The sequence below is a fragment of the Algoriphagus resistens genome (assembly GCF_001442615.1).
Taxonomy (GTDB): Bacteria; Bacteroidota; Bacteroidia; order Cytophagales; family Cyclobacteriaceae; genus Algoriphagus; species Algoriphagus resistens.
Map to the genome: position 1 here is coordinate 399,224 of NZ_LMXN01000002.1, position 12,852 is coordinate 412,075.

The following is a 12,852-nucleotide window of genomic DNA, read 5'->3' on the forward strand; positions in this document are numbered from 1 at the left end:
CTAGCTAAACTCAAAAACAACAGAGAATTAGTCAGATTTTATGGGGCTAGGACTGGTACTTTCGAATAAACCAGTTTAAAATCATCTTCCGCTGCTCCTCTTTGGGATTAATAAGCAATTGATCCAGACGCTTCAAGGAACCGCCGGTCATTAGCGTTTCGTAAGGTGTAATGCGAAAAAGTTTATATCCGTGAATTCTCGTTTGGATATCAAATTGAACATCGTTGTATGCGGTGAGCTTCCAACCTGAAGCTCCGTTTCCTGAGAAATCTCCCGGCTCAGAAGCATCTCCAAAACAATGCTTGGCAACAGGCGGACCATTCCAGATTCTTTGTTGCAACCCTACCTTCATGCACTCTTTTTCATAGCTTCTACACAGCCTTTTTTGGGTTTCTAGAAAAGGAAAGTTTAATTCCGAATAAAGATCTGATTTAAAAGTTATTAATCGGTATCTATTGAAGTGGATTTCTTCATCATACAAGAACAAATTTCTGTTGATTTTGAAGTCGATTTTCAGCTTTTCAAGCATAGGCAGTTTTCCAATTCCCCCGAGATCATCATAGATATCCGCCAGCCAGTTTCTCCCTTTTTCATCTAAATATTTGGGTATTACTTCCAGTTCAAAATCCCGCGCAAAATCCACCTCTCCTTCACGTAAAATAATATCAAGCTGACGGGTCATTAAGTTATCCATTGAATTGGTATTTCCCCGGCAGGCCTGCCGAGTAAGTGTAAGCTATTGAACAAATAAGAGGATTGGCTATCTATTTTCCATCCTTATTCAGGTCATCCCCTATACGTTGCTCAAGATTCCTCTTGGAACCAGGGAAGGTAGTCCTCTGGGAAATATCATATCCAATCCAGCACATGATCAACATGAAAATCACAAATAGGATCAAAAATATCTTCTTATTCCGAGGCATGCAGTATAGATTTCTACTTGATTTCATGCAAAATTAACCATTCAAAGGAAATCTGGATCAATTGTCTAGGAATTATTGAAAGACCTAGTCGGAAAATTAAACTTTTTCAAAAATGTGTTTAATTTTAGGAAGATAGACCTATTCAACTTTTTATATTTTAAAACCTTTTTTACCCAGCCATGTATCAGTCCATAAGTGAACAGTCGATTTATCAGTACTTCGGTGAAGATGAGCCTGAGATGGTTAGAGAGATGGTTCAGATAATCTTAGAGACAAACATCAAAGACTTGAAGGAACTTGATACTTTTTACAAGCAGGGTGATTTCGGTACGATCAAAAACCGTTGCCACAAAGCCAAGCCTACCATGGTCTATATAGGAGCTAAAAAGGCACGGAAAATTTTAGAAGAGCTTGAGAATAACCGACTCGATTTCCCAGAATTAAATGCGAGCCTTCAGGCACAACTTACCGAGATCGAAACTGAATTGAACCAGTTCCTGGAAACACTAGATTAAATACAGAATAAACAAACCCTTACAACTATGCAGCGAAAATTACTGTTTCTGCCTTTGCTTTTTATTGCCCTATTTGCCGCAAAGGCACAATCCGATTTAAGTGTAGAGCACATCATGCGTGATCCTTTATGGATGGGAACTTTCCCTTCTTCCGCATTCTGGAGCGATGATTCCCAAACAATATATTTCCGTTATAACCTTGAAAAGGACCCCGCTGACTCATTGTATAAACTAGGATTAGCCGATAAAAAATCAATTTCAAAAGTGAGTTGGATGGAATTGAAAACCAATGAGCGAAATGAGGAAGACTTTAATACGGACAGATCCCTTCGTGTATATCAGAGAGACAGGAAATTGATGCTGGAAGATATGGGTAAGCATACTTCTGAAGTATTGGCAGAATGGCCGGAGAACTTCAGTGATCCAAAGTTTATGGCCGATGAAAATGAAATCTCCTTTGCATCAAAGAGCAATATTTTTGTCTTCAATAGAGCCACAAGAACGGCTAGAAAAATCACCAACATATCGACTGAACCAAAACCCAAAGAAAAATCGAAAGACGAGGAAGAGGAAACCGCTTGGTTGGAATCAGAAAATCTTGGGCTTCTAGGTGTAGTAAAAGAGCGTAAGGAAAAAGCGAAGATGCGAACTGATTATAGAGAAGCCTACAACGAATCAGATAAGGACAAATTCACCTATTATACTGAAGGCAAAAGCCCTGTAAACTTACAATTATCTCCGGATGGTAATTACGTGACATTCACCATCTATAATTCTTCTGACAACAAAAACACCAAAGTTCCTGATTATGTGGATGCTTCCGGATACACCACGGAGCTGAACGCACGGTCAAAAGTCGGTTCAACTCCAACTAAAGCAGCTGTAGGAATCTACAATTTACTGCGAGATACGGTTTATTTCATAAGTTCTTCCGAACTGCCCGGAATTAAAGATTTACCGGATTATGTAGCTGACTACCCTGATAAGGAATGGGAAGAAAAGGAAAGAGATGTGGTTTTCTCCACTCCCTACTTTTCCCCGAATGGTAAAAAGGCTATCCTAAACATTCGATCTACTGACAATAAAGATCGATGGATTGCTTCCATCGATTTGGAAACTGGAAAATTGACCACACTGGATAGGCAGCGGGACGAAGCTTGGATCGCAGGTCCAGGCATTGGCTATTCGTTCTCTGGAGGCACAATGGGATGGTTACCCGATAACCAACACATCTATTTCCAGTCGGAAGAAAGCGGATATTCTCATCTTTATTTGCTGGATGTGAGTTCAGGCGAAAAGAATGCCCTCACATCAGGCGATTATGAGGTGTTCAACCCTTTCCTTTCCAAGGACAAAAAAAATTGGTATTTCACCTCTTCAGAAGTGGATCCCGGGGAACGGCATTTTTATAAAATGCCGGTTTTGGGCGGGAAAGCCGTAAAGCTTACATCCATGATAGGAAACAATGAAGTCTCACTTTCTCCAGATGAGAAAAAGCTGGCCATTATCTATTCCTATAGCAATAAGCCCGCTGAGCTCTATTTGCAGGATAACAAACCTGGTTCGAATGCCGAGCAACTGACCGCAGGTCAAAGCGAGGAGTTTAAAGCATACAACTGGAGAGAGCCGGAGCTTGTGCGGTTCAGCGCACAAGACGGGGAACAAGTTCCGGCAAGGCTTTACCTCCCTGATCCAGCCAAAAAGAATGGTGCAGCTGTGGTTTTCGTACATGGTGCGGGTTACTTGCAGAACGTTCACAAATGGTGGAGTAGTTACTTTCGGGAATATATGTTTCACAACCTGCTGGCTGATTTGGGCTATACAGTTTTGGATATTGACTACCGGGGATCTGCAGGCTATGGTCGTGACTGGAGAACCGGCATCTATCGCCACATGGGAGGAAAAGACCTATCCGATCAAGTTGATGGGGTAAAATATCTAGTTGCCTCACATGGGATAGATCCTGATCGTGTAGGCTTGTACGGTGGAAGTTACGGTGGGTTCATCACCTTGATGGCAATGTTCAATGCTTCTGACACATTCAGATCAGGTGCTGCGCTGCGCTCCGTTACCGATTGGGCGCACTACAATCACGGCTACACTTCCAACATTCTCAACACACCAGAAGAAGATCCGATTGCTTACCGGCGGTCCTCTCCGATTTATTTTGCTGAAGGATTGAAAGGCAATCTATTGATGGCACATGGAATGGTAGATGTGAATGTGCATTTTCAGGATGTGGTGAGGCTTTCACAGCGATTTATTGAGCTGGGAAAAGATAATTGGGAAATGGCAATCTATCCTGTTGAAGATCATGGATTCGTAGAGTCAAGTTCATGGACAGATGAGTATAAACGAATTTTAAAGTTATTCAACAATACTTTGCTTGAAGAGTGAACTTGGGATTAGTCAGATAACATAGATTTCCGGTAATTCCGAATCTCCAGATTGGTCAGGATTCGTTTACGTAAAATCCCCGCAGAATGATATTAAATCCAATTAGGTTATTCGTCATTTGCGCCCGTTGAAGAAATTATAACACCCATTTACCTAAGGCAAAAGATTTTTCATTTCAACGAACCCTCAGTTAAAAATTGATAAAAAAAAGAGTCCCAGACTTCCGGGACTCTTTTTCTAAAGTACGGGTGGACTATCCTTTTCCCGTACAAACATTAACTCATCAACAATTTAATAAGCTGGGCGGGTGCCTGTACCCCTTCTACTTTGTCATCTTCTATCTGTTTTCTTAATTCATATTCTAATTCGAATATTAATCCGTCTACAAATACCTGGTCCATTCTCAGGTCTGCGGTAAAGGAAGCGTATTTTCTTCTTCCTGTCAGATCAATTCCATATTGATGGAAGACCTTCGATATTTTTCGTAAATCAGTGTAGTTTTTCATTGGGTATGTAGTGAAAACCCTTGCCAATCTCACAGCAAGGGTTGTTTAGTCAATTTTATTTTAAACGTAGGCGGCAGCTTCAGACTCAAACTCTTCCACATTGGTCTCTTCCAACTCGATTTGCTTCTTCTCAGCTTTACCTATTTTCACCATAAACCGGTCAAATAGATAGTAAATTACCGGTACCACGACCAACGTCAAGAACATGGAAGATAGCAAGCCACCAATAATTACCCATGCCAGGCTGTTTTTCCACTCTGCACCGGCACCAGTAGCCAACGCTATCGGCATCATCCCGATAACCATGGCGATGGTGGTCATCAAAATCGGACGGAATCGGATCTTCACCGCTTTCTCCAGAGCTTCCTTAACCTCTACCCCAGCCTCTTTCAGCTGGTTGGTGAAATCCACCAGAAGGATTGCATTCTTTGCCACAAGACCCATGAGCATAATCAGGCCCATGATCGAGAAGATACTGAGAGTTCCTTTGGTCAAAGCCAGCGCTAAAAGGGAACCGATCAATGCCATTGGAAGGGAAAACATCACTACCAGCGGATAGATGTAAGAATCATACAATGCCACCATGATCAGATAGATCAAAATAATGGAAGCCAAAAGCGCAATTCCCAATGAACCAAAACCTTCACTTTGGTTTTTCATATCACCGTCATAGTTGATCTGAACCTGTTGGGGAAGATCCATCTGATCGATTGCAGCAGTCAGTTGAGCGCCAACGGTACCTGAAGGAACACCTGCTACCTGAGAAGTGATTTTCACCGAAGATACCCGGTCTCTTCGTTCCAGTTTAGTCGGTCCTTCTGATTGATTCACCGAAGCAAATTGTTCTAGTTTAACCAGATTTCCGTTTCTGTTTAGAAAGGTAAGGTTCTGAACATCCGAGATTGATTTTCTATCAAACTCGTTCAGCTTTACAAGGATATCGTATTCGTAGTCACCATCTGTGTATTTAGAATCGTCATTCCCGTTGAAGGCTACCTGGAGTGCCCCACCAACCATATCCATGGAGAGCCCAAGCTCATTCATCTTGTAGCGATCTACTTCTACCCGGATTTCAGGGTTCCCATCTTCAAGAGAACTTTCGATTTTACGGGTACCGGTCAGCCCTGCTAGAATTCCTTCTATTTGCTCAGAAACCACGCGAATAGAATCTTTATCCGGACCGGAAACTATCACCTGGATCGGTGCATCGTTTGCAGTCCCCATGATCGAGATCGGAACACCGGTGTATTCAGCACCTGTGATATGTTCCTCAAGGTAATTTTCAAGGTTTCTTGCATAATCAGGACCAGTCATGGACCTAAACTCAGGATCGACAAGCTTCACCAAAATCTCCGAAGTAAAGGGAGAAGATTGAGAACCGGTAAATTGTCCACTTGCCACACCTACTGTGGTAAATACTTCTGTAACTTCAGGCAATGTTCTCAGGTAATCTTCCACTTCACGGGTCTTGAAATTGGTCTGCTCAAGCGTGGCATCCTTTGGAAGCTCCAACCTCAGCAGGAATTCCCCCCTATCTCCTTCACTCACGAATTCCGAACCGATAAATCCTTGGATGACCAAGAAAAAAGAGGAGATAAAGAGTACAAACGTAATTGCCAACAAAGCAAACTTATGAGCAAATCCCCATCTCAGAATCCCGATCAACCAATCAACAAAAGCATCCAGTCCAGCTTCAAATCCATAGACGATTTTTCCAAAGAATGAATTTTTAGCTAAATGCTCCAACTTCGAAAACCGCGAGGTGAGTAGAGGAATCAGCGTAAAGGCAACCAGCAAACTGATTAAGGTCGCCGTAGCAACCGTAATACTGAACTGGGTCAAAATCCCTGCGATCAAGCCTCCTGTCATTGCCAACGGCACGAATACCACGATAATCACCAAGGTGATGGATACTACAGTAGAACCGATTTCCCTAATACCATCATAGGATGCCTGGGCGATGGTTTTACCCATTTCCAAGTGACGGTAAATATTTTCAATCACCACAATGGCATCATCGACCAGAATACCGACAACCAGCGAAAGGGCGAGCAAAGACATCAGATTCAGTGTAAAGCCGGCCAAGAACATCACCGTAAATGTCGCTACGATAGAAGCAGGTACGGCCACCATTACAATGATCGCATTTCGTATACTATGAAGGAACAATAGCATAATCAAAGCCACCAGGACAATTGCAATAATCAAATCCTTGATTACATCATTTGCCGCTTCCAAGGTAAACTCAGATGTATTCTGGGAAATCTGGAAGGAAACTCCTTCAGAAGTATAGGTTTGCTCAAGGTTATGCAGCTCATGCTCCAAAATTTCAGCAACCTCTACCGCATTGGCATCAGACTGCTTTTGGACGGTCAGACCAATCGCAGATTTCCCGTTTAACCTGGTGAGAATTTCTTCATCCTTAAAAGAATCTACGACCTCAGCTACTTCTTTCAATTGAATCGGAGATTCGTCATCACGGTAAGCAATCACCAGATTTTCTATGTCACGGACGTTTTGGAATTTCCCTGCCAGGCGGATCAAAACCTGTCCTTCATTATCTTTCAATCGTCCAGTAGGAAAATCAAGGTTACTGGCATTGATAGTCTGGGCCACCGATATAGGTGAAATGCCATATCCGTCCAGCTTGTTTCTATCTAGGTTGACTTTGATCTCGCGCTCTGTACCACCCAGCATATTCACCTGAGCCACACCCTTGATCTGTGCTAGGGATGGTTGAATCTTGTTTTTCACCAGATCATAAAATTCTGATGGATTCAGACTCGAATAGACCGCCAACTGCATAATCGGCAAATCATCCAAATCAAACTTGCCAAGACTCGGGGGATCTGCATCCTCAGGAAGATCACCTAGGATCGCATTGATTTTGCGCTGCGCATCCTGCATAGAATAATCCACATCTTCTCCAGCTTCCAGCTCGATAGTAATGATGGAGATGCTCTCCTGGGAGATCGAGCTCATGGACTTGATACCTTCCAAAGAAGCTACGGCATCTTCGATCTTCTTAGTCACGGAGGTTTCCACTTCAGAGGGTGCTGCTCCTGGATAGATGGTAGAAATGGTTACCACATTGGTTTCCATTTTTGGCAAAAGCTCGTACGATAGCTGTGTGTAGGAAAAAATCCCCAGCAAAGTCAGTACTGTGAACAGTACAACCACCATGGTCGACCGTTGTATAGATATTTTAGTGATTTGCATAGTTTACTGGACTTTGACTTTTGTTCCTTCTTTCACATTGATCAGACCGGATGCGATTACTTCGTCACCTGCTTTCAAGCCTTCCAAAATCTCCACAGTCCCATCATCCAAAGGATTAATTTTTACTGGCTGATATACTGCTACTCCATCTTTGATCAGGTAAACCCCAGGGTCTTTCAAACTCCCTGCAATTGATTTTCTGTCTATTTTAAGCACTTTCTCTTCTTGAGAGAACTGAAATTGGGCTGTACCAAACATCCCCGGTTTGATCTGATCCTGGTTCTTGCTGTTCATGATCAATTCCACTTGGTATTTGAAAGAACCATCTGCCTTGTCTGAGATGAAATGTACTTTTCCTGTGAAGTCCTGGTTGGATATGGCGTTTACTCTTACTGCGATTTCATCCCCGTTTTTCACTTTGGCAATTTCACTTTCAGTGACATTCACGGTAAGTTTCAATGGGTTCTTATTGATGATATCTGCCAAAGGCATTCCAGGACTTACCAATGTTCCCGTTTCATAATAATCCTCATTTATGAATCCCGCAATCGGAGCGGTCACCTGAGTATCGTCAAGCCTCTTCTTCAAAGCGGCCAATTGTGCATCAGCAATTTTAAAAGCATTTTCGTTTTCTTCCAGCTGCTTCTTGGTGATCGCATCGGTAGCTGCAAGATTCTCAAAACGCTTCAGGTCCTTTTCCGCCTGATCTCTGTTGAGTTTTGCAATAGTATAATCTGAGCGAATTAACCGGTCGTCGATCTGTACAATCAAGTCTCCCTTGCGCACATAATTCCCCTTTCTTCTGTGGATTTTTACAATCGCTCCAGAAGTTTCTGCCATAAGTTTCAATTCCTGGGAAGGCTCAAAAATACCGTTTGCTTCAAAGTTTCTGTTCACGGTCCTCTCCTCTACTTTTTCCACAGTCACCGAAATATATTCGCTGGACTTCATGGCAAGCGTGGCCGCTTCATTCATTTCCTGCTTATTGTTATAAAGCGTAAATGCTACTGCTCCTACACCGACTAGAAGAAGCGCTATGATTATTAATTTTTTCATCGTTGGTATGAGTTTTCTATTACAGTAAAAGATTTGTGATTTTTCCCGTTGAGTTCAGAATCTCCAATTGGGCAATTCGAACCTGTATAATTTGGTTGTTGTAGTTAGCCTGTGCTTCGCGCTGGGTGGTCTCTGAGTCGAGCAAATCAGTTAGCGGGCTTAGCCCCTCCTTGTATAGCAAAGTTGTTTCTTCAAACACATCGTTTGCCAGATCCAGATTACCATCAAGGGATTCAAGCGTACTTAAGGAGTTATAATATTTATTTAGTGCATTTTTATATTCCAGTTCTGCAGCATCCTCTGCCTGTAGCTTATCCAGGTTTAATTGCTGCGCACTTACTTTGGATTGGGCAGCCTTGTACTTGGTCTGCATGCCGTCGAAGATGGGAATCTGCAGTTTCAAACCGATCAAAAATCCCTGGTACCAGACTTTATTTTGGCTCATGAAGTCAAAATCTTGGGAAAAAGCATTCTTGTTGAAATCGGCAAAACCCACCAACTGAGGCTGATGCGCAGCCTTGATATTCTTGTATTCGTACTCATATAATTTCTCCTGCACTCCCAAGACCTGGATATCTTTTCTGTCGAAAATATTGAAATCCTGTACCTGAAAATCCTGTACTTGCTGGTTCATGTCAGCTACTGACTGATCCAGGTTAATCTCAGTATCTACGGGAATTCCCATCAGCAATTTCAGATATCCTTCTTGCTGATAAATAGCAATTTCAAGATTTTCAAGCTCACTTTGAATAGAAGTCAGATTCACCTTTACACGGTTAAGATCCACTTTGCGGGCAAGATCATTGTCGTATTGTGACTGAAGAATTTTCTCAAGGCTTTTTAGCTGATCAATGTTTGCCAGTAAGTTTTCTCTCTGTAGTTCCAGCTGAATCACCCCTAGATAATTCAGGGAAATCTCGTGGATCACATTTTCTTCAGATTGTTCAGCTAGAATGCGGTAAAATTCTTCTCCTGTTTTGGCTGCTTTCAACCCGATCAGATAAGAATTACTGAAAATCAGCTGGTTCAATTCGAAGCCCGCTTTTAATGATTGTGGCACACCTAGAGAAATCACCTGAATCTCATTTGGATCTCCTCCAAAAATCCCTCCCGGAACCGCTTGAGGAAATACGTCCAGAAAATTGTTGTACTGACCGTAAGCAGAAAACTGTGGAAGACCTGCGCCCCTGATTTCATTTCTTTGGTACTTTGCCTTCTCTTCATCCAGAATAGCCTTTTTCAGTGTTCGGTTGTTTTCCAGACCGATCTGGATACTCTCCTTCAAAGTGAGTGTATCCGGAATACTGGATTCCAGCGACGATTCTTGTCCCATTGCCATCACCGGGGCAAGTAAGAACAGTGCATAGGTTAAATAATTCTTTAACATGGTGTTGAATAATAGTTAATTATAAATAGTGTAGTTGGTTCTGTTTTTTATGAACAATCAGTTCAAATTTTTTTAGGTCTGCTGTCTCTTAAAGCGTTCAAACAATACAGGTATTTCTTTTTTGAAAAAGCCCAGAAAATCTGAGAAGTCTTTCATTTTACAATTGAATTCAGGATTTTTTTCGGTACGAACTTCCAGTACCTCATCTATGAATTTTTGGATCTCAGCAATGTTTTCCAACTCTTTGGCAAAGTCCTCCCTCCAATCACTGACCTTCAATGCAAAATATCTCTTTCTGTCACCAGGGCGTGTTGAATATATACAGCGTCCTTTTGCCTGTAGAAAAGTCAATGCATTGCTTACTGCACTCTTACTCACTCCAAGTTGCTCTACGATCTCATCAAAAGAAACCTCTCCCTCTTCATGGATTAATAGCAACCCGATAATTCTTCCGACCAATGGCTGCATTCCTTTGTGCTCATGGAATACCCCAATACGCTCAATCAGTTCCTTGTGTTTTTCTGTCAATACCATCTTCAATCTATTTGGGTTATGGGCTGATAACGATACAAAGATAAACAAAGTTCAGTTAGTTCTGCAAATACAGAACAAAATATATTGTAAAATTCTTTTCTTACTCGTAATTCCCCTTTAAAATCAGCCTAGATGATCTTTCTTGGCAGAAACTGGAAGCAAATCTTCACCAAAAATCTTATGCCGATGATTTTCTCCCCATACATGGAGCGCCTCAATTACATCTTTAAGCGTCTCGCCATAGTTAGTCATGGTGTATTCTACTGTTACCGGAAAAGTATCGTAGACCGTCCTTTTGACCAATTGATTTAACTCCAAATCCCTAAGTTCTTTTGAAAGCATACGATCGGTAATTCCGGGAACTTGTCTGGAAATTTCCGAAAATCGCTTATAGCCATGGAGCAACGCCACAATGATAGGTAGCTTCCATTTTCCATTCAATACATCCAACGCATCTTGTACAGGCCGAATAATGCCTGTGCATTGGCTGTGATTTGTTTTATCCAGCTTCTTCATTCGTCTCTGGGAAATGATTAGACTAAACTATACCAAAGTATAGTACTATACAAGAGTATAGTACTTACAAATGTATAGCTAATTACGATAGGTTTGTGAAAAATTACACACTTATGAAAAATAAAATCATCTACTGGATAACCACTGGACTTATTTCACTAATGATGCTATTCAGTGCTTATGCTTATTTCACAGATCCGAATGTTTCAGCAGGATTCATTGCGATGGGATTTAAGGACTTCTTCAGAATAGAACTTGGAATCGCCAAAATACTCGGCGTTCTGGTATTGCTTATCCCCATGGTTCCTAAGCTGTTGAAAGAGTGGGCATATGCAGGATTTGGGATCACATTTATCTCAGCTTTCATTGCTCATTCGGCAAATGGGGATCCCTTCAGTGCGTTGGTAATGCCGTTGATAGCCCTGGCTTTACTGGCAGTGTCTCGGGTTTTTCTTGATAAAATATAAGCTTCCCTACTTCTTAAATGACAAAGGGCCATCGATTAATGGCCCTTTGTTCTCCCTTAAGCTTCTATTGGGGATTTTTAATCATTTTTCTGGAATCCTGAGCTTTTCATTACCCAATAGTTCAGGTAATTAGAGTCGGTCTCCAAGACCACTTTGTAAATTTCCGATTGAATTCCCTGTAAAGCTATACTGGCGTTTTCATCGTCAAGTTCAACTTCACCAAATAACCAGTAATTATCTAATCCCCCCGTTCTGAAATTATTGGTGGTTGATACCCAAATCCTACCTTTATGGCCTTGTGAGAGAGATTTCCATTGTAATTCTAGCTTCCCCTGTAGCTGCTTTGCTTTAAGCCCGGTCGCCTGTACAGGCCCTATAAACGGGGTCCCATCCAGTTCCATTGCCCTTTTTTTAGGGATTTTCAACCCCAGATGCGCTGCCATAGAGGGTAATATATCCACCATTTCCGGAATCTGATCAAAGTACGAATTGGTCATTTTGGAATTGGTGGCAATCCAAATAGTTCTTTCCCGCTCACTCTGCCCTCCATGTCCAAAGCCATCCGCTTCCCTCCCATGGTCTGTGGTTATGATCAGCAGCCAATCTTCTTTGAAATTCTTCTCCCTGAACTGGATAGCTTCCCACACTCTTCCGATCTGCAGGTCTGCTTTTTGGACTCCATCTGTCATCTGCGGACTGTTACCAAAGTTGTGTCCCATGTCATCTGAATACTCTAAGTACATCCAGGAAAGATCCGGTGCCTCCTTGCGGATATAACTTGCTGCCTCTTTGGAAACCAGTTCATCTATTTGGTGGATATACAGGCGGTCTTCCCCATGGGGAAAATTCAGCGTATCCACTTCCATTCCGTCAAAGAAATAATCAAAGGCAAAATGATTTGTCTGAGGGAGATTAGCTCCCACCAATTTTGTCCTGTTATCCAGCCAAGTAGAAAATATAGCCATTTTCTTACTTGGATCGGATGCCCTTAGCAACCGGAAAATAGTCCAATAATTGTAATTGGGATTTTTGATACTGTTACCCCAGACATTATGCTTATTTGCCCAGACCCCGGTAAGCAAGGAATTGTATCCCACTGCTGAAATAGTGGGGGTCTCACTGTATCCTCCAACTTCTCCCCCCATACTGGCCAGTGTAAATCCACCCTCAGCGATAACTTTGTCAATATTAGGCGTGGAAACCGAATCCACCACGTCTGCTGGGATACCATCTAGGATAACAAACAATACTTTCTTCTCGTTTTCCTGGGCAAATCCCTGATGCGACCAAATCCCCATAAAACACAAAACTATCAGTTTCTTCATTTTTTCT

11 protein-coding genes are annotated in these 12,852 nt (G+C 42.0%); 3 read left to right on the top strand and 8 right to left on the bottom strand.

All coding sequences use genetic code 11. The features are described from left to right. Positions 1-46: 46 nt before the first annotated feature. Entirely contained in the window at positions 47-694 is a 648-nt protein-coding gene (locus AS141_RS05035) for a DUF7255 family protein (RefSeq protein ID WP_057936533.1), read from the bottom strand. A 408-nt stretch (positions 695-1,102) separates the two neighbouring features. On the opposite strand from AS141_RS05035, the gene AS141_RS05040 reads away from it, so the two are divergent. Beyond that, positions 1,103-1,438, top strand: coding sequence for an Hpt domain-containing protein (locus tag AS141_RS05040; protein WP_057936534.1), 336 nt, complete (start codon positions 1,103-1,105; stop codon positions 1,436-1,438). 27 nt (positions 1,439-1,465) lie between these two features. Further along, positions 1,466-3,835 carry a S9 family peptidase gene (locus tag AS141_RS05045; protein ID WP_057936535.1) on the top strand — a complete coding sequence of 790 codons (2,370 nt, stop codon included), beginning with the start codon at positions 1,466-1,468 and terminating at the stop codon, positions 3,833-3,835. Between the two features lie 275 nt (positions 3,836-4,110). On the opposite strand, the gene AS141_RS05050 is transcribed toward AS141_RS05045, so the two are convergent. From AS141_RS05050 to AS141_RS05075, 6 genes are all read right to left on the bottom strand, one after another. Continuing rightward, entirely contained in the window at positions 4,111-4,341 is a 231-nt protein-coding gene (locus tag AS141_RS05050; RefSeq protein ID WP_057936536.1) for a hypothetical protein, read from the bottom strand. 60 nt (positions 4,342-4,401) lie between these two features. Beyond that, positions 4,402-7,560, bottom strand: a complete 3,159-nt coding sequence (locus AS141_RS05055; RefSeq protein WP_057936537.1) for an efflux RND transporter permease subunit — start codon at positions 7,558-7,560, stop codon at positions 4,402-4,404. 3 nt (positions 7,561-7,563) lie between these two features. Beyond that, positions 7,564-8,616 carry an efflux RND transporter periplasmic adaptor subunit gene (locus AS141_RS05060; RefSeq protein ID WP_057936538.1) on the bottom strand — a complete coding sequence of 351 codons (1,053 nt, stop codon included), beginning with the start codon at positions 8,614-8,616 and terminating at the stop codon, positions 7,564-7,566. 19 nt (positions 8,617-8,635) lie between these two features. Next, positions 8,636-10,003 carry a TolC family protein gene (locus AS141_RS05065; RefSeq protein WP_232424822.1) on the bottom strand — a complete coding sequence of 456 codons (1,368 nt, stop codon included), beginning with the start codon at positions 10,001-10,003 and terminating at the stop codon, positions 8,636-8,638. A 72-nt stretch (positions 10,004-10,075) separates the two neighbouring features. After that, entirely contained in the window at positions 10,076-10,537 is a 462-nt protein-coding gene (locus tag AS141_RS05070; protein WP_057936539.1) for a GbsR/MarR family transcriptional regulator, read from the bottom strand. 123 nt (positions 10,538-10,660) lie between these two features. Continuing rightward, positions 10,661-11,053 carry a winged helix-turn-helix transcriptional regulator gene (locus AS141_RS05075; protein ID WP_057936540.1) on the bottom strand — a complete coding sequence of 131 codons (393 nt, stop codon included), beginning with the start codon at positions 11,051-11,053 and terminating at the stop codon, positions 10,661-10,663. A gap of 113 nt (positions 11,054-11,166) precedes the next feature. Between AS141_RS05075 and AS141_RS05080 the strand changes: the two genes are divergently transcribed. Then, on the top strand, positions 11,167-11,520 hold the full coding sequence (locus AS141_RS05080) for a DoxX family protein (protein WP_057936541.1): 354 nt from the start codon (positions 11,167-11,169) through the stop codon (positions 11,518-11,520). A 77-nt stretch (positions 11,521-11,597) separates the two neighbouring features. On the opposite strand, the gene AS141_RS05085 is transcribed toward AS141_RS05080, so the two are convergent. After that, positions 11,598-12,845 carry an alkaline phosphatase family protein gene (locus AS141_RS05085; protein WP_057936764.1) on the bottom strand — a complete coding sequence of 416 codons (1,248 nt, stop codon included), beginning with the start codon at positions 12,843-12,845 and terminating at the stop codon, positions 11,598-11,600. Positions 12,846-12,852 lie beyond the last annotated feature (7 nt).

What these genes read in the sequence shown, in the direction of transcription:
- AS141_RS05035 (WP_057936533.1), bottom strand. Translation starts at nt 694, where the DNA reads ATGGATAACTTAATGACCCGTCAGCTTGATATTATTTTACGTGAAGGA.
- AS141_RS05040 (WP_057936534.1), top strand. Translation starts at nt 1,103, where the DNA reads ATGTATCAGTCCATAAGTGAACAGTCGATTTATCAGTACTTCGGTGAA.
- AS141_RS05045 (WP_057936535.1), top strand. Translation starts at nt 1,466, where the DNA reads ATGCAGCGAAAATTACTGTTTCTGCCTTTGCTTTTTATTGCCCTATTT.
- AS141_RS05050 (WP_057936536.1), bottom strand. Translation starts at nt 4,341, where the DNA reads ATGAAAAACTACACTGATTTACGAAAAATATCGAAGGTCTTCCATCAA.
- AS141_RS05055 (WP_057936537.1), bottom strand. Translation starts at nt 7,560, where the DNA reads ATGCAAATCACTAAAATATCTATACAACGGTCGACCATGGTGGTTGTA.
- AS141_RS05060 (WP_057936538.1), bottom strand. Translation starts at nt 8,616, where the DNA reads ATGAAAAAATTAATAATCATAGCGCTTCTTCTAGTCGGTGTAGGAGCA.
- AS141_RS05065 (WP_232424822.1), bottom strand. Translation starts at nt 10,003, where the DNA reads ATGTTAAAGAATTATTTAACCTATGCACTGTTCTTACTTGCCCCGGTG.
- AS141_RS05070 (WP_057936539.1), bottom strand. Translation starts at nt 10,537, where the DNA reads ATGGTATTGACAGAAAAACACAAGGAACTGATTGAGCGTATTGGGGTA.
- AS141_RS05075 (WP_057936540.1), bottom strand. Translation starts at nt 11,053, where the DNA reads ATGAAGAAGCTGGATAAAACAAATCACAGCCAATGCACAGGCATTATT.
- AS141_RS05080 (WP_057936541.1), top strand. Translation starts at nt 11,167, where the DNA reads ATGAAAAATAAAATCATCTACTGGATAACCACTGGACTTATTTCACTA.
- AS141_RS05085 (WP_057936764.1), bottom strand. Translation starts at nt 12,845, where the DNA reads ATGAAGAAACTGATAGTTTTGTGTTTTATGGGGATTTGGTCGCATCAG.